Origin of the sequence: Streptomyces sp. NRRL F-525 (assembly GCF_000716605.1) — a bacterium.
Lineage (GTDB): Bacteria > Actinomycetota > Actinomycetes > Streptomycetales > Streptomycetaceae > Streptomyces.
This window is the reverse complement of sequence record NZ_JNXE01000037.1, coordinates 66,087-86,920: the sequence shown is the minus strand read 5'-3', so window position 1 is coordinate 86,920 and position 20,834 is coordinate 66,087. Positions and strand designations below refer to the sequence as shown.

Genomic DNA, 20,834 nt, shown 5'->3' with positions numbered 1-20,834 from the left:
GCGACCGCCGATGACGACAGCACCGCAGCACACGGGCCCGGGCGTGAGGGAAGTCCCCCCGGGCCCGGCGGCCCCGGAACCCCAACTCCCCACCTCCAAACGCCCGTTCACCCAAACCCTCACGCGCCTCCTCCCCCTCTCCCCCGCCGTGGTCCTCCTGCTCCTCTTCCTGGCCGTCCCGATCGGCTACTGCGCCTACATCGCCTTCACCAACCTCCAACTCACCGGTCAGGCCCACCCCTCCTTCGTAGGCTTCGCGAATTTCCGCACGGCCTTCAAGGACTCGGAATTCCTCAACGCCGTATGGCTGACACTGGTGTTCACGGTCCTGTCGTCCCTGATCGGCCAGAACACGATCGGCCTGGGCCTAGCGGCGCTGATGCAGCGCGCGTCGAAACCGGTGCGCACGCTCACGGGCGCGATCGTGATCACGGCATGGGTACTCCCGGAGGTCGTAGCGGGCTTCCTCCTCTACGCCTTCTTCCGCCGCGAGGGCACCCTGAACGCCATCCTGGACTGGCTCCATCTCCCGTCCCAGAACTGGCTGTTCACGCTTCCGATCCTGGCGGTGTCGTTCGCGAACGTGTGGCGGGGAACGGCCTTCTCGATGCTGGTGTACTCAGCCGCCCTGAACGAGATCCCCAAGGAGATAACGGAGGCGGCGGAGGTCGACGGCGCGAGCGGCTGGCGGCGGATGTGGCACATCACGCTGCCGATGATCCGCCGTTCGATCGGCACGAACCTGATGCTGAACACGCTGCAGACCCTGTCCGTCTTCGGCCTGATCTGGGTGATGACGCGAGGCGGCCCGGGAAACAAGAGCCAGACCCTCCCCCTCTACATGTACGAACAGGCCTTCCAGAACAGCATGATCGGCTACGCCACGGCGGTCGCGCTGCTCCTGCTCCTGGTCGGCTCGCTCTTCTCGGTGATCTACATGCGCCTGCTGCGAACGGAGGTCTGACCCATGGCACTCACCCTCTCCTCCCGCCGCACGAGCCGACGCCTGGCGGCGGACGCGGGGCTGCTGGTGGTCGCGGCGACGTTCGCGCTGCCGCTGCTCTGGGTGGTCCTGTCGTCCCTCGACGCCCACGCGGACCTCAAGGTGAAGGCCCCCGACGGCCTGACCCTGGACAACTTCCACGCGATCCTGAACTCGGACATCACCTTCACGCCCCTGCTCAACAGCCTGATCCTGTGCGGGTTCGGGACGCTGCTGACGGTGGTGTGCGCGGCGCTGGCGGCGTATCCGCTGTCCCGGTTCCGGTCGCGCCTGAACCGCCCGTTCCTCCTGACGATCCTCTTCGCGACGAGCCTTCCGATCACCGCGATCATGGTGCCGGTGTACGCGTTGTTCGTGCAGGTGAACCTCATCGACACCATGCAGGGCACGATCTTCTTCTTCGCCGCGTCCCAACTCCCGTTCGCCATCTGGCTGATGAAGAACTTCATGGACGGCGTACCGAAGGAGTTGGAGGAGGCTGCGTGGACCGACGGCGCGTCGTCACTTCAGTCGCTGGTGCGGATTGTTCTTCCGCTGATGGGGCCGGGGGTCGCGGTGGTGACCGTCTTCTCGTTCGTGATGATGTGGGGGAACTTCTTCGTTCCGTTCATGCTGCTGCTTACGCCGGATCAGATGCCGGCGAGCGTGAGCATCAATGAGTTCTTCGGGAACCGGGGGATGGTGGCTTATGGGCAGCTGGCCGCGTTTTCCGTTGTTTATTCGACGCCGGTGATTTTGTTGTATGTGCTGGTGGCGAGGCGGTTGGGTGGGGGGTTTGCTTTGGGTGGGGCGGTTAAGGGGTAATGGCGTTCGCCCAGGTGCGGGCTTCTGCTGCTTCGGTGGGGGCGTTGGCGCGGGTGTAGGCGTCGGCAGACTGGAGGTAGTGGGCGCGGGCCTCAGCGGGGCGAGCAGCGTGATGGTGGGCGAGGGCCAGGTTGAAGAGAGTCTGGCCCGTCCCGTACCAGTCCTCGAACTCCCGGAAGCCCTCCAGGGCCTTCTCGTACGCCTCAACTACTTCTTCCACACGGCCCACCTCCCACAGGGCGTTGCCGAGGTTGTTCCACGCAATGGCCCCGCGGAGCGGGTCCCCTACGACCTGGAACAGGTCGCGAGCGCGCGTGTGAGCATCGATGGCCTCCTCCGCCCGGCCCGCCTGCCGCAGGGCGCTACCGAGGTTGTCCCACGTGCTGGCCCCGCGGAGCCGGTCCCCGACAACCTGGAACAGGTCGCGAGCGCGCGTGTGAGCATCGATGGCCTCCTCCGCCCGGCCCGCCTGCCGCAGGGCGATGCCGACGTTGTCCCACGCGCTGGCCTCGCGGGGGCGGTCCCCGACGGCCTGGTGCAGGTCGCGAGCGCGCGCGTGGGCATCGATGGCCTCCTCCGCCCGGCCTGTCTCCCGCAGGGCCATGCCGAGGTTGTTCCACGCCCTGGCCTCCCCCGCCCGGCTACCGGCGCGGTGCGCGGCCTCCCGCGCGACAACGCAGACCGTGATCAGGTCGTCGAAAGAACGCCGCCAGTACAGATACTCCGCCAGATACTGCGACAGCCCTACCGCTGTGTCCGCGTACCGCTCCTCCAGCGCCCACTGCATCACTGCCACCAGACCCGCACGCTCCGCGTCCAGCCACGCCAACGCCGACGCCCGATCCATAAACCGCTCCGGCTCCGGCCTCCCCGACAGCCACCGCAACCGGCCATCCGCCGCCCTCGCCCACCGGCAGTAGAACTTCAGCACCCGCTCCCGCGCCGCCTCCCCCTCCTCCCACAACCCCGCATCCCCCTCAACCACACCCACCCCGAACACCCGCACCAAGTCATGCAACCGCCACCGCCACCGCCCACGCCCACTCCCCCGCTCAACAAGATGAGCACGGCACAACGCATCGAGCACACGCACTGGCGGCGTGTCCGCCCCGTCCAGCACAGCGACGACCTCGGCCGTCACCTCCGGCCCCGGAGCCAGAGCCAACAGCCGCAGCAACCGGGCCTGCTCAGCCGGCAGACGCCGGTACGACAGGTCAAAGGCGGCCCGCACACTGCGCTCACCGTCATCAAGGTGCTGGAGCCGGTCACCCGACTCGGCCAGTTCCGCCACGAGTTCGGCCACTGGCTTGTCCCGGTCGAGAACGAGCAAGGCAGCGGCGATCTGAAGCGCCAGGGGCAAGTACCCACACAGCAAGGCGAGTTCAGCAGCCGCCTCCCTCTCATTCGCCACCCTCGCATCATCCCGCGCGGCGATCCGCAACGCCCGGTCCAGAAGGTCGTACGCCTCTTCCGGACTCAGCTCCCCCAACGCCAGCAGCCGCGCCCCCAGTTGAGGCAACTTGCTCCGTGAGGTGGCAAGCAGCCGGTGCCGCACACCCCCCGGATGCAACGGACGCACCTGCTCCGCCGAGGACGCGTTGTCGGCCAGGACGAGCACCGCCCCCAACTCCCGCTCCCGCTCCGCAAGCACCGATCGATACAACGCAGCCCGCGCATCAACCCCGTTGGGAATGTGCTCCGGAGGCGTCCCCAGCGCCCTCAGCAGAGTCTCCAGCGCCTGTTCCGCCGTAAGGCGATCATCGTCGTACCCATGCAAGTTGACGAAGAGCACCCCACCCGGGAACCACCCGTTGCCACAGGCCGCATGCACCGCCTCCACCGCGAGCGCGGTCTTGCCGATACCGCCGAGCCCGGACACCGCAGCGACCAACACGGCACCCGGCGCTTCACCCCCATCCGGGTCGAACGCGCTGAGCAGTTCCCCGAGTTGGTCACGGCGACCGGTGAACCCAGCCGCCTTCGGAGGCAGGGCATCCAACGCGGTGGGCGCCGGCCCATGCCGGTGGTACTCCACCTTCTTCGCGGTGAACGGCCCTCTGAACTTCCCACCCCGGAAATCCTGGTGATCCCCGCCGTACTGCTCGCCCATCCTGCCGTCCCCGTGCCGCTGCCCCCGAATCGCGTGCCAACACGGTACGCCCACGGGCCCCCGCCAACCCCCCACCCAACCCCAGCTCCGGCCAGCCCACTTGGCAGTACCGTGAAGACGACTCCGACACATCGCCCACGGTCGCCGTCCTGACCGCAAGTCAGACAACGTGGAGCGATCTCGGTGAACAACTGCGCCCTCAGTCGGCACCACAGACGCCCAAGGCCCCGCACACCAGCGGGGCCTTCGTCATGTCACAGACCGTCTGATGCGCTAGTGACACAGAAGCCGGCACAGCCCAGTCCTTCCGACTGCTCACCGGCCGGGGCTTCGTCGTGTCAGCGTTCGCCGCTCGACGCCGGGGTAAAGGTGACCCCGCGAGATGTGCAGCGCCGGGCGGCGGACCTCAACATCACAAGACGGCCACACGCCCCCGCATCGCCCCACCCGGGGCGCCATGATGCACCCTCAGCATCAGCACGCCCCGGGGAGACCATGAACACCCGCACAGCCGCCTGCGCGGCCCTGCTCATCGCGGCCGCCACCGCCTGCAGCAGCAACACCAGCAGCGACGACAGCAAGGCGCCCACGACCGCCGCCAACCCCACCAGCGGGACCACCGCGACGGCGGTCGCCAAGCCCAAGGCTCTCTCCATCGGCGCCGGCCGCCACTGGTCGGACACCGACCTCGACGGCAGCCACATCAGCGCCACCACCAGCGTCATCAGCTACACCCAGCCCGCCAAGGTCGACCTCCCCGACGCGCTCGCCGACTTCCCCGACCCGACCTGGGCCATCCTCGAAGTCAAGGTCTGCGCCGACGCCACCAGCACCAACGTCATCGTCGCCCAGAGCCCGTGGGCCCTCGGCTACCCCGACGACACCCGGATCCAGGCACCCGGCGTCAGCGGCGCCGGCATCCCCAAGCCGGAGTACCCCGTCGAGGGCACCGCGGTACAGCCCGGCACCTGCCTGCGCGGCAAGATCACGTTCGGCATGGCGAAGGGCACCCGCCCCGACCGGATCATCTACGGCCCTGGCGGCCGCGACCCCGTCACCTGGACCGTGCCCAAGGCGTAGCCGAGCAGGCGCCCGTGGCCGGCAACCCACGCAACGGGCGCCTCCCTACCGCAGGTTGTGCGCCTGGCTCCGAGCCCAGCGCCTCCCGTACGCATGGTGCGGCCACAGCATCGGACACGAGCTGAACGCCAAGTCCCCATACGGCCAGGCTCAGGCGCATCGACAACGGCCGCCACAGCAGACGAGAACCCGGCCGGGGTCGGTGAACCATGCCGCCCCGAAGATCGAGTAGACCGCGCTCATCGAGTAGACCGCGTCCTACGTGTCACCGCACGAGGCGAGGTACTCCAGAACCTCACCGCACGCGAACCCGGCGCCACCCCACCGCTCGCTCACCGTCGTGACCATGATCGGCGAGAGGTCGACGCCCTGCGCGGGGGCCGACGTAGCGGAGAGGGCCAGGCGAGGGACGTCGAGCCAGTCGGCCCACGCCCCGCAGCCACCATTCCCTGCGCCAACTCCCCTCACAGCAACGTCAGTTCACCCCCGGGACCAAGTCAGCCCGAAGGAGTCCCCCCGAGGCCCGACACTCGACGTCGCGAAAGACGCCGTGCGCCCCCGAACCGCCAACCGCCGTACCCCGCCGCAGCCGACCGACGACTTTGCGCCACCCCCCACTTCCCCCCACACCCGATCACCACCCCCACCACAAACGCACTCCCCTTCGAACCCCGCCCACACACCCGACGCCGACCCGACGCCGACCGAGCACCCCCCGCCGGCCCCCAGCCCCCGCCACGCCAACCGAATGGCAAGGTAGAGCGGCATATTCACCCACCCGGCAGTCGCCACCAAGCACCCCCAGTCACCCCCAGGCCACCACTCACCGTCACCGATCACCCCCACCCCACCCGTGATGGATCTCCGCGGTCCGACCGAATCCGTACGTTCCTACAATCCGTAATCCTGGCCGAACAGACCGTAGTCACCGCACCCAGGCACCCCTAGCTTGTGGCCCGTGCGCCGACCCCCAGCTCAACCCAGCCAGTCCACGCCGCCGACACCGCCCACTCCGCCCTTCAACGCGCCCGCCGCCCACCGGCTCCGTACCGCGCTCAACATGGGCCCGGAACACGTCGCTTACGGCATGCGTGCCTCGTACGGGCTGCCGTATGTCACGCCTGACCTGGTCATCGCCTGGGAGCGGGGGCTCACCGCGCCCTCCGGGCCCGAACTCACCGCGCTCTCCGGCGTGTTGTGGTGTTCGCCGGCCGAACTCATCGGCAAGCCACGCACGCTGCGTGAGCATCGCCTCGCGCGCGGGCTCGCGCCGGAGGACGTCGCGCGGGCCGTCGGGCTCGAACTCCTCGCGTATCTGCGGATGGAGGAGCACGACCAGTGGCGCGGCACCGAGCGCCAGTCCTCCGCGCTCGCCGATCTCCTCGACCTCTCGCTGCCCGACTTCATCAGCGTCACCGGGCGCGACAGCAGGCTCGCCGAGTTGCTGCGCAGCGCGATGACCACGCGGTGGCAGGCGTACGTACGCCCGATCGGCAAGATCGTGCCCCTGGACCGGCGCCTCCTGGAGGACTCCCTCCAGGAGCTGCACGAGGACTACCAGGCGCAGATGGTCGCCACCCTGACCTGGGGCGGCGGCAACTCCGCCGTCGAGGCGGGCGAGGCCGGCCGTGACTTCCTCGACCAGATCATCAGCCGGTTCTGGTCGATGGTCGAGAGGAGTACGTACTGAGCACGCGGCCGCCGAGCAGCACCCGCCGGAAACTGACCCGCCCCGAACCCCCGGCCAGAAACGAACCGGCTAGAAAACCGACTCCGCCTCGTCCATCCGATCCTTCGGCACCGTCTTCAACTCGGTGACCGCCTCCGCCAACGGCACCATCACCACATCCGTCCCCCGCAGCGCCGTCATCCGCCCGAACTCCCCCTGGTGCGCGGCCTCCACCGCGTGCCAGCCGAAGCGGGTCGCCAGCACCCGGTCGTACGCGGTCGGTACGCCGCCGCGCTGGATGTGGCCGAGGATGACCGGCTTGGCCTCCTTGCCGAGGCGGCGTTCCAGTTCGTAGGCCAGCGCCGTGCCGATGCCCTGGAAGCGCTCGTGGCCGAACTGGTCGATCTCGCCCTTGTTGTAGTCCATGGAACCCTCGGCGGGGTGCGCGCCCTCGGCCACGCACACGACGGCGAACTTCTTGCCGCGGGCGAAGCGCTCCTCGACCATCTTGACCAGGTCGGCGGGGTCGAAGGGGCGCTCGGGCAGGCAGATGCCGTGCGCGCCCGCCGCCATCCCGGACTCCAGCGCGATCCAGCCCGCGTGCCGGCCCATGACCTCGACGACCATCACCCGCTGGTGGGACTCCGCCGTCGTCTTCAGGCGGTCCATCGCCTCCGTCGCGACCCCGACCGCCGTGTCGAAGCCGAACGTGCGGTCCGTCGACGAGATGTCGTTGTCGATCGTCTTGGGGACTCCTACGACCGGCAGGCCCGCGTCGCTCAGCATGCGCGCCGCCGTCAGCGTGCCCTCGCCGCCGATCGGGATCAGCGCGTCGATCCCGAAGTCGCGCGCGATGTCCAGCGCGTTCTCGCAGGCCTCGCGGAGGCGGTCCCGCTCCAGCCGGGAGGAGCCGAGGATCGTGCCGCCGCGGGCGAGGATGCCGCTGACCGCGTCGAGGTCGAGGGTGCGGTAGCGGCCGTCGAGCAGTCCGGCGTAGCCGTCCTCGAAGCCGATGACCTCGTCGCCGTAATTGTCGACCGCTCGGTGCACGACCGACCGGATCACGGCGTTCAGGCCGGGGCAGTCGCCGCCTGCGGTGAGAACTCCGATACGCATCGTGCTGTGTCTCCTGCTCGCTGTTGACACCGGTGAGCCGGACCCGATTGTTTCACGTCCCTCAGGGCGGTGCCGCTCCCGTCGGACCGGCGGGCGCCTTAACCATCCCCGGAGGTACTGTCAAGAGGGTTCCGCTCACCCAGGTGGGCCCTTTTTATGACCACGGAGAACACCACCACGGAGAGGGAGAACAACCCTGTGACCCGCAGCGTGTACGTGACCGGGATCGACCGCGGCGACGGCCGTCAGGTCGTCGAGCTGGGGGTCATGGAACTCCTGACCCGGCAGGTCGACCGGGTGGGGGTGTTCCGGCCCCTCGTCCACGACGGCCCCGACCGCCTGTTCGAACTGCTGCGTGCGCGCTACCGGCTCTCCCAGGACCCCGCGACCGTCTACGGCATGGACTACCACGATGCCTCCGCCCTCCAGGCCGAGCAGGGGACGGACGAGCTGGTGTCGACGCTCGTCGACCGGTTCCATCTCGTCGCGCGTGACTACGACGTCGTCCTCGTGCTCGGGACCGACTTCGCGGACACCCAGTTCCCGGACGAGCTGTCCCTCAACGCCCGCCTCGCGAACGAGTTCGGCGCCTCCGTCATCCCCGTCGTCGGCGGCCGCAAGCAGACCCCCGAGTCCGTCCTCGCCGAGACGCGCAACGCCTATCGCGCCTACGACGGCCTCGGCTGCGACGTCCTCGCCATGGTCACCAACCGGGTCGCCCGCGAGGACCGCGACGCGATCGCCGACCGGCTGGACACCCGGCTGCCGGTGCCCTGCTACGTCGTACCGGACGAGCCCGCCCTCTCCGCGCCGACCGTCGCCCAGATCACCCACGCTCTCGGCGGCAAGGTGGTTCTCGGGGACGACTCCGGGCTCGCCCGCGACGCGCTGGACTTCGTCTTCGGCGGCGCGATGCTGCCGAACTTCCTCAACGCCCTGACCCCGGGCTGCCTCGTCGTCACCCCCGGCGACCGCGCCGACCTCGTCATCGGCGCCCTCGCCGCGCACAGCGCCGGCACCCCGCCGATAGCGGGCGTCCTGCTCACCCTGAACGAGGTACCGAGTCAGGGGATCCTCACCCTCGCCGCCCGCCTCGCGCCCGGCACCCCGGTGGTCTCCGTCGCCGGTACCTCCTTCCCCACCGCCGCCGAACTCTTCTCCCTGGAGGGGAAGTTGAACGCGGCGACCCCGCGCAAGGCGGAGACCGCACTCGGCCTCTTCGAGCGGTACGTCGACACCGGCGACCTCCTCAAGCGCGTCTCGGCGCCGAGCAGCGACCGGCTCACCCCGATGATGTTCGAGCACACGCTCCTGGAGCGGGCCCGCTCCGACAAGCGCCGGATCGTCCTTCCGGAGGGCACCGAGGCCCGCGTCCTGCACGCCGCCGAGGTGCTGTTGCGCCGCGGTGTCTGCGAGTTGACCCTCCTCGGTCCCGAGGACCAGATCCGCAAGAAGGCCGCCGACCTCGGCATCGACCTCACCGCGGCCCAGTTGATCGACCCGCACACCTCCGAACTCCGCGACCGCTTCGCCGAGAAGTACGCCGCCCTCCGCGCCCACAAGGGCGTGACCGTGGAGCTGGCCTACGACGTCGTCGCCGACGTGAACTACTTCGGCACCCTGATGGTCCAGGAGGGCCTCGCCGACGGCATGGTCTCCGGCGCCGTGCACTCCACCGCCGCCACCATCCGGCCCGCCTTCGAGATCATCAAGACCAAGCCGGACGCCGACATCGTCTCGTCCGTCTTCTTCATGTGCCTCGCCGACAAGGTCCTGGTGTACGGCGACTGCGCGGTCAACCCCGACCCGAACGCCGAGCAGTTGGCCGACATCGCCATCCAATCGGCCGCCACCGCCGAGCAGTTCGGCGTCGCCGCGCGGATCGCGATGCTCTCCTACTCCACCGGTACGTCCGGTTCGGGCGCCGACGTCGACAAGGTGCGCGAGGCGACCGAACTGGTCCGGCTGCGGCGCGCCGATCTGCGCATCGAGGGGCCCATCCAGTACGACGCCGCCGTCGAGCCGAGTGTCGCCGCCACCAAGATGCCGGAGTCCGAAGTCGCCGGTCAGGCAAGCGTGTTGATCTTCCCGGACCTGAACACCGGCAACAACACGTACAAGGCCGTGCAGCGTTCGGCCGGCGCGATCGCGGTCGGGCCAGTGCTGCAGGGGCTGCGCAAGCCGGTCAACGACCTGTCCCGGGGCGCCCTCGTCTCCGACATCGTCAACACCGTCGCCATCACGGCGATCCAGGCGCAGCACCCGACCGAGAAGGCAACCGCCCAGTGAGCCCCACCCGCGTCCTCGTCCTCAACTCCGGCTCCTCGTCGGTGAAGTACCAGCTGCTCGACATGGCGGCCGGCACCCGTCTCGCCGTAGGACTCGTCGAGCGGATCGGTGAGGAGACCTCCCGGTTCAAGCACAGCTGCCTCACGACCGGTGCCGTACGGGAGTCCGCTGGGCCGATCCCTGATCACGAGGCCGCCCTGAAGGCCGTGGCCGAGGAGCTGACCAAGGACCGACTCGGGCTGGATTCACCGGAGTTGGCGGCCATCGGGCATCGGGTCGTGCACGGCGGGCTGGTCTTCACCGAACCGACCGTCATCGACGACGCCGTGCTCGCCGAGATCGAACGGCTCATCCCCGTCGCGCCATTGCACAATCCGGCGAACCTCGTCGGGATCCGGACCGCGATGGCGCTGCGGCCCGATCTGCCGCAGGTGGCCGTGTTCGACACCGCGTTCCACACGACGATGCCGGAGTCGGCCGCGCGGTACGCGATCGACGTGGCGACCGCGGACGCGTACCGGATCCGGCGGTACGGGTTCCACGGGACCTCGCACGCGTATGTGTCACGGGCGACGGCCAAGCTGCTGGGGAAGGCGCCCGAGGACGTCAACGTCATCGTGCTGCATCTCGGGAACGGGGCGTCCGCCTCGGCCGTGAGAATGGGCCGTTGCGTGGACACCTCCATGGGGCTGACGCCGCTGGAGGGGCTGGTGATGGGGACCCGGTCGGGAGACCTGGATCCGGCCGTCATCTTCCATTTGATGCGTGTTGGCGAAATGTCCACCGATGAGATCGACACTCTTCTCAACAAGAAGAGCGGTCTGATCGGGTTGTGCGGGGACAACGACATGCGGGAGATCCGGCGCCGGATCGACGAGGGCGACGAACAGGCGGAACTCGCCTTCGACATCTACATTCACCGATTGAAGAAGTACATCGGTGCCTACTGCGCGGTACTCGGCCGGGTGGACGCGGTCGCCTTCACCGCGGGGGTCGGGGAGAACGCGAGCGCCGTGCGGGAGGCCGCCGTCGAGGGCCTGGAGCTGCTGGGGCTCGAGGTGGACGGCGCGCTGAACGCCGTACGGAGTGACGAGCCGCGGCTGATCTCGCCCGCGTCCGGGCGGGTCGCGGTCGCGGTGGTGCCGACGGACGAGGAATTGGAGATCGCGACACAGACCTATGCACTGGTCGGAAATTACAACGCCTGAGCGCATGCCCGCCCATTTGTATCTTCCGCCAGACGGAATATTCCGTAGCGAAACAAACCGATAGGATCGTCCCATGCGCCGTTCGAAAATCGTCTGTACTCTCGGCCCCGCGGTCGACTCCCACGAACAACTGGTCTCGCTGATCGAGGCCGGTATGAACGTGGCCCGTTTCAATTTCAGCCATGGCACCCACGCCGAGCACCAGGGGCGGTACGACCGCGTCCGTGCCGCGGCCAAGGAGACCGGCCGTGCCATCGGCGTCCTCGCCGACCTGCAGGGCCCGAAGATCCGCCTGGAGACCTTCGCGGAGGGTCCCGTCGAGCTGGTGCGCGGTGACGAGTTCACCATCACCACCGAGGACGTCCAGGGCGACAAGACCATCTGCGGGACGACGTACAAGGGCCTGCCCGGTGACGTCTCCCGCGGCGACCAGGTCCTCATCAACGACGGCAACGTCGAGCTGAAGGTCCTCAGCGTCGAGGGCCCGCGTGTGAAGACGATCGTCATCGAGGGCGGCGTCATCTCCGACCACAAGGGCATCAACCTGCCCGGCGCGGCCGTGAACGTGCCCGCGCTGTCCGAGAAGGACGTGGACGACCTGCGCTTCGCGCTGCGGATGGGCTGCGACATGGTCGCCCTGTCCTTCGTGCGCGACGCGAGCGACGTGTACGACGTCCACAAGGTGATGGACGAGGAGGGCCGCCGGGTCCCCGTCATCGCCAAGGTGGAGAAGCCGCAGGCGGTCGCCAACATGGAGGCCGTGGTCGCGGCGTTCGACGCGGTGATGGTGGCCCGTGGCGACCTCGCCGTGGAGTACCCGCTGGAGAAGGTCCCGATGGTGCAGAAGCGCCTGGTGGAGCTGTGCCGTCGTAACGCCAAGCCGGTGATCGTGGCGACCCAGATGATGGAGTCGATGATCACCAACTCCCGCCCCACGCGCGCCGAGGCCTCCGACGTGGCCAACGCGATCCTGGACGGCGCGGACGCGGTCATGCTGTCCGCCGAGTCCTCGGTCGGCGCCTACCCGATCGAGACCGTGCAGACGATGTCGAAGATCGTCCAGGCGGCCGAGGAGGAGCTGTTCAGCAAGGGCCTGCAGCCGCTCGTGCCGGGCAAGAAGCCGCGGACGCAGGGCGGTTCGATCGCGCGTGCCGCGTGCGAGATCGCCGACTTCCTCGGCGGCCGGGCCCTGGTGGCCTTCACGCAGTCCGGTGACACCGCCCGCCGGCTGTCCCGCTACCGCGCCTCGCAGCCGATCGTCGCCTTCACGATGGACGAGAGCACCCGCAACCAGCTCACCCTCAGCTGGGGCGTCGAGTCGCACGTGGTGCCGTTCGTGAACAGCACCGACGAGATGGTCGACATGGTCGACGCGGAGATCGCCAAGATCAACCGCTTCAACCCGGGCGACACCCTCATCATCACCGCCGGCTCGCCCCCCGGCGTCCCCGGCACCACGAACATGCTCCGCGTCCACCACCTCGGCGGCGGCGAGCGCGACTGACGCACCGCTGAGGGCACTTGTACGGCGCTGAGGGCGCCCCCCAGGAAAAGGGGGGCGCCCTCAGTTTGTGCGCGGCTCCCGAACGGGCCTGTGCGGACGCTCAGTCGGTCTGGTAGCTGTGCAGTCCGGGGACGGTCAGCGTGCCGCCGAACTGGCCGGCCTGGACCACCTTCACGTTGGTGAAGTAGATCAGCGGGATGTTCAGCGGCGGCGGGTTGTCCGGGTCGAACGTGATCGGGATCAGCCCGAACAGGTTGCCCGAGATGGACTCCGTGTACATCACGGTGTCGCCGTCGCGGATCGTGGAGGTCGAGCCCGAGGCCGCCTGCACGTGGTACGTCTTGCCGGACTGCTTGTCGTCGACCGTCTGGTGCAGGTCGCCGATGTCGGTGCCGCCGGAGATGACGTACTTCAGGACCTTCTTGACCGTGCCGTCGGCCGTCTTCACCTCGACGACGCCCTGGTAGTCGGCGCCCTTGAGGAGCAGCGAACTCGCGTTCAGGTACCAGGGATCGTCCGGCAGCAGCACCTTGTTGTCGACGCCGCTGGTGTCGTCCGTGGCGACCGGGCAGTCCGAGGTGTCGGTGCTCGCGCTCGCGGACGGGCTCGGGGTGGCCGTGGCCGAAGCGGTCGCGGTGGCCGTGTCCTCGGCCGCCTTGGACGCCGTGTCGGTCGTGTCCTTCACGGTGTCGTTCACCGTGTCGGTGACCTTCTTCGTCGTGTCCTTGACGGTGTCGGACCCGCTGGAGGACCCGTCCGAGGACGCGTCCTTCGTGGCGCTCGCCGAGGCGGACGCGGTCGGCGTCGGGGTGGCGCTCGCCGTGGAGTCGGAGCTCGACGAACCGCCGGTGAGGATCCCGGTGATGGCGTCGCCGATGGTGTCCAGCAGGTTGCCGCTGCTCGCGGACGCGGAGGGCGTCGCGGTGGCGGTGCCGCTCGACGAACCGCTCGTGTCCGCCGACTTGCTCGCGGACGCGGACGGCGTGGGCGTGGCGGCCTTGTCGTCGGAACCTGAATCCGACGAATCGGAAGATGCCTTGCCCGAGTCGGTGTCCTTCGTGGCGGACGCCGACGGAGTCGCCTCGTCCGTGGAGGAGTCCGCGGACTCGCTGGCACTGGTGGACGGCGTCGCCGAAGGGCTCGCCGTCGTCCCGGCGAGGGCGGCGACACAGTCCTTGTACTCGTCGGCCGTCAGGCTCTTCGACGACGGCGAGGTCGTCGATCCGTTGTCGGCGAGGGCGAGCGAGGACGTGAACCCGAACCCCATGATCACGGCGGTCGGCATCGCCACCGTGGCTATCGCCTTGCCGGCGGGCATGTGGAACCTGGTGAACAGCGGCTTCTTGGGTGCCGCATGCCGCGGCCCGGTTCTCACACGGGACTCGTCCACATCAGTCCCGTGGGTCACCTCGTCAGCCGGCACTGTGCCTCCCGTTCGCCCCGTTGTTCACCGGGCTCGTTCCTGACAGATCGTTCGGCTCGCCCGTACCCTCGGCGGACTCGTACGGCGCGGGCTCCTGGGGCTTGGCGTAGTACGACGCGGAGTCGTGCGGCGCGGCCTCGTACGGCGTGGCCGCGGCGGGGGCGCCGCCCTCTCCCTGTGCGACGTCCTGCAGCGCCTGCGGCTCCGGCGGTGCGCCCGGCGCCCACGACACGGCCAGTGCCCCGCCGACCATGGCGAGGAGGAAGCCGATCAGGAAGCCGCCGAGGTTGGACACAGGGATGGACACCAGCGCCAGCAGGATCGCCGCGACACCCGCGAACGTGCGGACGTGCTTCTGAAACCAGAGGCTGAAGCCCAGGACTACCAGCAGTACGCCGATGATCAGGGACCCGGCGCCCGCGGTGGTGGCCATCGCCAGCGTCAGATGCCCGATCTGGAGATGCGCGTACGGGAAGTAGGCGATCGGGAGTCCGCCGAGCATGACGAACAGACCGGCCCAGAACGGCCTCGTGCCACGCCAGGCACGAAACTGCACCCTCCGGTGGGTGAACTGACCGGATGCGGCAGGAGTCTCGGCGCTCATGGAAAACAGCTCCCTGGTACGGCGTTGCTGTGGTGGAGAGTCGCACCTTGTGTGAAGGCGCTGGTGGAAGGTGGACGGGCGGGGGCGCCACCGGCTCCCCCGCCCGCCGTCAAGTGCCTAGTAGCACTCGTGGGTGCCCGCCGACAGCGACATCTTCAGCCCACTGAGCTTGAAGGTCCCCGCGGTGGTCGCCCACGCCGTCTGCTTGACTCCGACCAGGGTCGCCTTGTCGGCGTCCTGACCGAATCCGAACGGGTTCGCGGCGTCGCCGCTCCTGATGCCGGGACCCTTGAGGTCCTTGCCGGCCACACCGATCCGGATGTTCTCGAACGTCGCGTCGGCCTGGAGGTTGTCGACGTCGATGTAGAGATTGTCAGCCTCGACCGGGGTGCCGTCACCGCCCGCCTTCAGCGTCAGACTCACCGAGCCGAGCAGCGGGATGTTCGGGGTGACCACGGACTGGCACATGTTCGTGATCTCGGCACTGCTGAACGACGACACCGCGACCGGGTGCGCCGTCTTCGTGCCGTCGAGGTTGTACCCCGAGTCGATGGCTCCGTACTGCGCGAAGCCCGTGCCGACGAGCTTGTCCGCCGTCACCTTGAAAGACTGACCCGAAACGCTGAACGACGCGGCAAGGGCACCCTGCGCGAGGGCCACACCTATACACGCCGTAGCGGCGACGCTGGGCACCATGACCACAGCGAAGCGCTTCCATCTCGTCCCGCCACGCACCTGGGACTCCATATTTCCTCCTTCTCGGACGTACATCTCCTGGCCCTGACTGCCCCCAGTTGGCGGCTCAGCCGGGCAGGGATGGGAGAAGTGCTACGTCCTCGGGAAGGGGAGCGCCCGTCCTCGGAGGCGCGAACCGCGCACCGATCACCGGCGATCACCCCCGAGCGACAACCACTGGTCGCGCCTGACGCACATCACGCACAACCTTGCTGGACAGGCTCCGCCGTACGGCGAAGACCCCCCTGCCCAAGAGCCGACTCCATTGTTCCGGCTCTACTCGGTGGGGACCCAGGAAACTCCGTCCGCCCGACCGGCTGTCGGGGTACGGAAATGGACCGAGCGTCGCCGATCGTGGTGCATTCTCGCCGCCCGCACAAGGGGCTTCGTTACTGGGTAGTAACGGCCGGATAACCGAACAACGACCCGCCGGTATCGGTCGACGACGCTGGGTGTCATCGTGGGCCAGGACAAATCAGTTGACATTCGGACGGAATCCGACAGATCAACAGCCTCGACTTACTCCAAGTAACAGCGGCCGCGATTACCAAGATTTGGTAAAGCGCGGCCGCAGTGACACTCCGTCGGCAAATCTTTCACTCCGGCAACACAGGTCACGAGGTTTACCGACTGGTCAGAACCGGCCCCGCGCCCCGCTCAGAACAGCGCCCGCGCCAGCGCCCGCCGGGCCGCCGTCACCCTGGGGTCATCGGCCCCGACGACCTCGAACAGCTCCAACAGCCGCAGCCGTACGGCGTCCCGGTCGTCACCCACCGTGCGCCGCACGGTGTCGATCAGCCGGCTGAAGGCGTCCTCGACATGGCCGCCCACCAGATCCAGGTCGGCGGCGGCGATCTGCGCGGGCACGTCACCCGGCTTCTCGGCGGCCTCGGTGCGCACCTGCTGCGGGTCGAGCGTCGAGACACGGTGCAGCAACTCGGCCTGGGCGAGCCCCAGTTTGGCCTCGGAGTTGCCCGGGTCGTCGCTCAGCACGTTCTTGTAGGCCTGTACGGCCCCGCCGAAGTCCCCCGCGTCCAGGGCCTGTACGGCGGCTTCGAGCAGCGCGTCGTACGGTCCCGCCGGCACCTCGGCGACGGCCTCGGGACGGTCGCCCGGCGCGGCGTCGGGGTCGACGTCGAGACCGGTCAGGCCGAAGCGCTGCTCGGCGACCTGGATCAACTGGTCGAGGGTCTGCCGGATCTGCGGCTCGGCGGCGGCTCCCTGGAAGAGCGGGAGCGCCTGGCCGGCGACCACCGCGAAGACGGCCGGAATGCCCTGCACCCCGAACTGCTGCATCAGCATCTGATTGGCGTCGACGTCGATCCTGGCAAGGACGAAGCGCCCGTTGTAATCAAGCGCGAGCCGCTCCAGGAGCGGGCTCAGCTGCTTGCACGGCTCGCACCACTCGGCCCAGAAGTCGATGACGACCGGGACCTCGGTGGACCGCTGCAGGACCTCGCTCTCGAACCCCGCCTCATCTACGTCGATCACCAGGTCGGCCGGGGAGACGGCACCGCCGCCGCCCTGCCTGGCGGTCTCGGCGCGCGCCTGCTCCGCCTTGACCTTGGCCTCCTGGGCCGCCTTCACCGCGGCGAGGTCGACGACTCCGCTCATGGACATGTTCCGTGGCTGCATGCGTCTATCCTCCCCCGTCCGCGCGTGTGAATGAAAAGCGTTGTGAAAGCCGGTCTGCCGCAAGTCTGTTGTGAGTCTGCCGCGAGCTGTTCGGCGCCGGGTCCCCACCCCGCGCCCGTGGTTTCGCTACGACCCGTAGCGTAATAGCACGGGCCCCTTCCCGGATACCGATACCCGGTGATCTCCCTCACTGCACCACAGGAACCGCCGGTTATGGTCAAGGGATGCAGAGCAGCACTCCCGCCCCACGCGCCGCGGGACGCCCCCGCAGCACCACCGCGGACACCGCGATCCTGGCGGCGACCCGGGAGGCGCTGGTCGAACTCGGCTGGTCCAAGCTCACGTTGGGAGACGTGGCCACGCGCGCGGGGGTTGCGAAAACGACCCTCTACCGCCGCTGGGCAGGCAAGAACGAGCTGGTCGTCGACGCGGTGGCGGCGCTCTTCGACGAGCTGGAACTCCCCGACCGCGGCAGCCTCGCCGCCGACATCGAGGGCGTGGTCCTCCAGTTCGCCGCGATCCTGGCCCGCCCGGAGGCCAAGAGCGGCCTGATGGCGGTGGTGGCGGAGTCCATCCGCGACGACGCCCTGCGGGACCGCATCCGCGAGTCGATCGTGGACCGCCAGAAATGCCTGGTCCTGGAGGGCAGGGCACGCGCCCAGGCCCGCGGCGAACTCCCCCCGGAAACCGACCCGGAGGAAGCCGCCCGCACGGCCGACCTCATCTTCGACGTGGTGGCGGGCGCGGTGGTCCACCGCACCCTGGTGAGCGCCGAACCGGCCGACGAACGCTGGGTCCACAGCTTCACCCAGGTCCTGCTGCTGGGCCTGACGTCGCTCAGCGGCACGTAGACGAAGAAGCGGCCCTAGAACCCGGCAGGCTCCGTGTAGACCCCCCACTCGTCCCGCAGCACCCCGCAGATCTCCCCCAGCGTCGCCTCCGCCCGCGCCGCGTCCAGCATCGGCCCGATCATGTTCGACCCGTCCCGCGCCGCCGCGAGCATCGCGTCCAGAGCGGCTCCTACGGCCGCCTCGTCCCGTGCGCCCTTGCGCGTGCCCAACTCCCGGACCTGGTCGCGCTCCACCTCGTGGCTGACGCGCAGGATCTCCAGGTCGCCGGTGACGGAGCCGTGGTGGACGTTGACGCCGACGACCCGCTTGTCGCCCTTCTCGACGGACCGCTGGTACTGGAACGCGGCCTCGGCGATCTCGCCGGTGAACCAGCCGTCCTCGATGCCGCGCAGGATGCCGGAGGTGATCGGCCCGATCGGGTGCTGTCCGTCCGGGTGGGCCCGCAGTCCGCGCTCCCTGATCTGCTCGAAGATCTTCTCGGCGTCCGCCTCGATCCGGTCGGTGAGCTGCTCGACGTACCACGAACCGCCCAGCGGATCCGCGACGTTGGCGACCCCGGTCTCCTCCATCAGCACTTGCTGCGTGCGCAGCGCGATCTCCGCCGCCTGCTCGCTCGGCAGCGCGAGGGTCTCGTCCAGGGCGTTGGTGTGGAGCGAGTTGGTCCCGCCGAGGACGGCCGCCAGTGCCTCGACTGCCGTACGGACCACGTTGTTGTACGGCTGCTGCGCGGTCAGCGAGACGCCGGCGGTCTGGGTGTGGAAGCGCAGCCACTGGGCCTTCTCGGACTTCGCGCCGTAGACGTCCCGCATCCAGCGGGCCCAAATCCTGCGCGCCGCGCGGAACTTGGCGATCTCCTCGAAGAAGTCGACGTGCGCGTCGAAGAAGAAGGACAGGCCGGGCGCGAAGACGTCCACGTCCATGCCTCGGGACAGGCCGAGTTCGACGTACCCGAAGCCGTCCGCCAGCGTGTACGCCAGCTCCTGCGCGGCCGTGGAGCCGGCCTCGCGGATGTGGTAGCCGGAGACGGACAGCGGCTTGTAGTTGCGGATGCCGGTCGCGCAGTACTCCATGAGGTCGCCGATGAGGCGCAGGTGCGGCTCGGGCTGGAAGAGCCACTCCTTCTGGGCGATGTACTCCTTGAAGATGTCCGTCTGGAGCGTGCCGTTGAGGACGGAGGGGTCCACACCCTGCCGCTCGGCCGCCACCAGGTACATGCAGAAGACCGGGACGGCCGGTCCGCTGATCGTCATCGATGTCGTCACATCGCCGAGCGGGATGTCCTTGAAGAGGACCTCCATGTCGGCCGCGGAGTCGATGGCGACCCCGCAGTGCCCGACCTCGCCGAGCGAGCGCGGGTCGTCGGAGTCGCGGCCCATCAGGGTCGGCATGTCGAAGGCCACCGAGAGGCCTCCGCCGCCGTTGGCCAGGATCTTCTTGTACCGCTCGTTGGTCTGCTCGGCGTTCCCGAACCCGGCGAACTGCCGGATCGTCCAGGTGCGCCCCCGGTAGCCCGTGGCGTGCAGCCCGCGCGTGTAGGGGTACTCGCCGGGCCATCCGATCCGCTCGAAGCCGTCGTACGTGTCCCCGGGGCGAGGCCCGTACACCGGCTCCACGGCATCCCCCGAGAGCGTGGTGAAATCGGCCTCACGCGTGCGTGCGGCGTCGAACCGGGCCTGCCAGCGTCGGCGGCCCTCTGCGATGGCGTCAGCGTCCATACCTTCGAATTTACTAGGACGTCCTAGTAAATGTCGATGGCTGACCGCCGTACGCGACCCGTACGGCGGTGGAAGCGGTGCGGCTCAGACCTTCGCGGCGACCGGGGCCGGCTCGGCGAAGCGGCCCTCCAGCTCGTGGCTGATCTTCCGCTCGACGAAGAACGCGGCCGTCGGGATCGTGCCCGCGAGGAGCACCCACAGCTGCTTGCCGACCGGCCACTTCGCCTTGGAGCCCAGGTCGAAGGCGAAGAGGAGGTAGACGACGTAGAGCCAGCCGTGCGCGATCGCGACGACCTCGGTGAAGCTCCCGGCGCCGTCGATCTTCAGGAGGTACTTGGCGATCATGCTCAGGCAGAGCAGGACCAGCAGCACACCCGTGGTGTACGCCAAAACGCGGTAGCGGGTGAACACGCTCTTTTTCATGAGGACGAGCGTAACCACCCGTTCCGGGCGATCTTTCCCCGGGTCGGCGGCCCGGCTCACTCCTCGTCGAAGTCCGCCGCGGCGACCCTCAGCGGCCGCAGCATCGCGAAGATCTCCCCGCACTCCTCGGCGTCGTAGGCACTCAGCCCGAAGTCCATCTCCATCAGGTCGCGGGTGGCCGCGTCGCAGACCTCGCGGCCCTTGTCGGTGATGGAGGCGAGGGTGCCGCGGCCGTCGTTGGGGTTGGGGCGCCGGGCGACGAGACCGGACTTCGCCAGCCGGTCCACGGTGTTCGTCACCGACGTGGGGTGCACCATGAGCCGCTCGCCGATCTTGGACATCGGCAGCTCGCCCGCCTTGGAGAAGGTGAGGAGAACGAGTGCCTCGTAACGCGCGAAGGTCAGTCCGTACGGCTTGACGACCGCGTCGACCTCGGCGAGCAGGATCTGCTGCGCCCGCATGATCGAGGTGATGGCGGCCATGGACGGCACGTTTCCCCAGCGCTGTTTCCAGTGTTCGTCGGCGCGGGCGATGGGGTCGAAAGGAAGACTGAGCGGCTTTGACACGGCACCAGACCTTACCGGCCGGTCACATCGTGGTCAGCCCCGTCTCGCCCATCGGTCCCGGGGGCCGCGCCGACGCACCCGGTGTCGCGCCCGGGCGGA

Annotated in this window: 17 protein-coding genes; 8 read left to right on the top strand and 9 right to left on the bottom strand. The window is 68.9% G+C overall.

The genetic code is table 11. The annotated features are described in order from the left end of the window. Positions 1 to 10: 10 nt before the first annotated feature. On the top strand, positions 11 to 964 hold the full coding sequence (locus OO69_RS51555) for a carbohydrate ABC transporter permease (protein WP_033285457.1): 954 nt from the start codon (positions 11 to 13) through the stop codon (positions 962 to 964). Positions 965 to 967: 3 nt separating this feature from the next. Next, positions 968 to 1,807, top strand: coding sequence for a carbohydrate ABC transporter permease (locus tag OO69_RS51550; RefSeq protein WP_033285456.1), 840 nt, complete (start codon positions 968 to 970; stop codon positions 1,805 to 1,807). Here the strand turns inward: OO69_RS51550 and OO69_RS37815 are convergent. Next, positions 1,797 to 3,917 carry a tetratricopeptide repeat protein gene (locus OO69_RS37815; RefSeq protein WP_033285455.1) on the bottom strand — a complete coding sequence of 707 codons (2,121 nt, stop codon included), beginning with the start codon at positions 3,915 to 3,917 and terminating at the stop codon, positions 1,797 to 1,799. The genes OO69_RS51550 and OO69_RS37815 overlap by 11 nt on opposite strands. Before the next feature lie 495 nt (positions 3,918 to 4,412). On the opposite strand from OO69_RS37815, the gene OO69_RS37810 reads away from it, so the two are divergent. Beyond that, positions 4,413 to 4,997 (top strand): hypothetical protein, encoded by a 585-nt coding sequence (locus tag OO69_RS37810; protein WP_033285454.1) that lies wholly within the window; start codon positions 4,413 to 4,415, stop codon positions 4,995 to 4,997. Positions 4,998 to 6,057: 1,060 nt separating this feature from the next. Then, the gene (locus OO69_RS37800; RefSeq protein ID WP_033285453.1) at positions 6,058 to 6,687 is read left to right on the top strand and encodes a hypothetical protein; all 630 of its coding nucleotides are present in this window, start codon (positions 6,058 to 6,060) and stop codon (positions 6,685 to 6,687) included. 69 nt (positions 6,688 to 6,756) lie between these two features. On the opposite strand, the gene OO69_RS37795 is transcribed toward OO69_RS37800, so the two are convergent. Then, the gene (locus OO69_RS37795) at positions 6,757 to 7,782 is read right to left on the bottom strand and encodes an ATP-dependent 6-phosphofructokinase (protein WP_033285452.1); all 1,026 of its coding nucleotides are present in this window, start codon (positions 7,780 to 7,782) and stop codon (positions 6,757 to 6,759) included. Positions 7,783 to 7,980: 198 nt separating this feature from the next. Between OO69_RS37795 and pta the strand changes: the two genes are divergently transcribed. From pta to pyk, 3 genes are all read left to right on the top strand, one after another. After that, positions 7,981 to 10,071, top strand: a complete 2,091-nt coding sequence (pta, locus tag OO69_RS37790) for a phosphate acetyltransferase (RefSeq protein WP_033285472.1) — start codon at positions 7,981 to 7,983, stop codon at positions 10,069 to 10,071. Further along, positions 10,068 to 11,279 carry an acetate kinase gene (locus OO69_RS37785; protein WP_033285451.1) on the top strand — a complete coding sequence of 404 codons (1,212 nt, stop codon included), beginning with the start codon at positions 10,068 to 10,070 and terminating at the stop codon, positions 11,277 to 11,279. The genes pta and OO69_RS37785 overlap by 4 nt, the downstream gene beginning before the upstream one ends. Positions 11,280 to 11,352: 73 nt before the next feature. Beyond that, positions 11,353 to 12,783, top strand: coding sequence for a pyruvate kinase (pyk, locus tag OO69_RS37780; protein ID WP_033285450.1), 1,431 nt, complete (start codon positions 11,353 to 11,355; stop codon positions 12,781 to 12,783). 100 nt (positions 12,784 to 12,883) lie between these two features. On the opposite strand, the gene OO69_RS37775 is transcribed toward pyk, so the two are convergent. From OO69_RS37775 to OO69_RS37760, 4 genes are all read right to left on the bottom strand, one after another. After that, positions 12,884 to 14,206: a hypothetical protein gene (locus OO69_RS37775; protein WP_033285449.1), complete on the bottom strand. Its 1,323-nt coding sequence runs from the start codon at positions 14,204 to 14,206 to the stop codon at positions 12,884 to 12,886. Next, positions 14,196 to 14,810, bottom strand: a complete 615-nt coding sequence (locus OO69_RS37770) for a DUF6114 domain-containing protein (RefSeq protein ID WP_033285448.1) — start codon at positions 14,808 to 14,810, stop codon at positions 14,196 to 14,198. Before OO69_RS37770 ends, OO69_RS37775 begins: the two co-directional genes overlap by 11 nt. Positions 14,811 to 14,927: 117 nt before the next feature. Then, positions 14,928 to 15,557 (bottom strand): DUF6230 family protein, encoded by a 630-nt coding sequence (locus OO69_RS37765; protein WP_033285447.1) that lies wholly within the window; start codon positions 15,555 to 15,557, stop codon positions 14,928 to 14,930. 645 nt (positions 15,558 to 16,202) lie between these two features. After that, complete coding sequence (locus OO69_RS37760) at positions 16,203 to 17,180, bottom strand: tetratricopeptide repeat protein (RefSeq protein ID WP_033285446.1); 978 nt, start codon at positions 17,178 to 17,180, stop codon at positions 16,203 to 16,205. A gap of 224 nt (positions 17,181 to 17,404) precedes the next feature. Here OO69_RS37760 and OO69_RS37755 point away from each other — a divergent pair, with 224 nt between their 5' ends. Continuing rightward, complete coding sequence (locus OO69_RS37755) at positions 17,405 to 18,031, top strand: TetR/AcrR family transcriptional regulator (protein ID WP_033285445.1); 627 nt, start codon at positions 17,405 to 17,407, stop codon at positions 18,029 to 18,031. 14 nt (positions 18,032 to 18,045) lie between these two features. Here the strand turns inward: OO69_RS37755 and OO69_RS37750 are convergent, their stop codons facing one another. The 3 genes from OO69_RS37750 to OO69_RS37740 form a co-directional block, all read right to left on the bottom strand. Continuing rightward, on the bottom strand, positions 18,046 to 19,746 hold the full coding sequence (locus tag OO69_RS37750) for an acyl-CoA mutase large subunit family protein (protein WP_033285444.1): 1,701 nt from the start codon (positions 19,744 to 19,746) through the stop codon (positions 18,046 to 18,048). A gap of 84 nt (positions 19,747 to 19,830) precedes the next feature. Then, positions 19,831 to 20,169: a DUF3817 domain-containing protein gene (locus tag OO69_RS37745; RefSeq protein WP_033285443.1), complete on the bottom strand. Its 339-nt coding sequence runs from the start codon at positions 20,167 to 20,169 to the stop codon at positions 19,831 to 19,833. A gap of 56 nt (positions 20,170 to 20,225) precedes the next feature. Next, positions 20,226 to 20,735, bottom strand: coding sequence for a MarR family winged helix-turn-helix transcriptional regulator (locus tag OO69_RS37740; protein ID WP_033285442.1), 510 nt, complete (start codon positions 20,733 to 20,735; stop codon positions 20,226 to 20,228). Between the last annotated feature and the right edge of the window lie 99 nt (positions 20,736 to 20,834).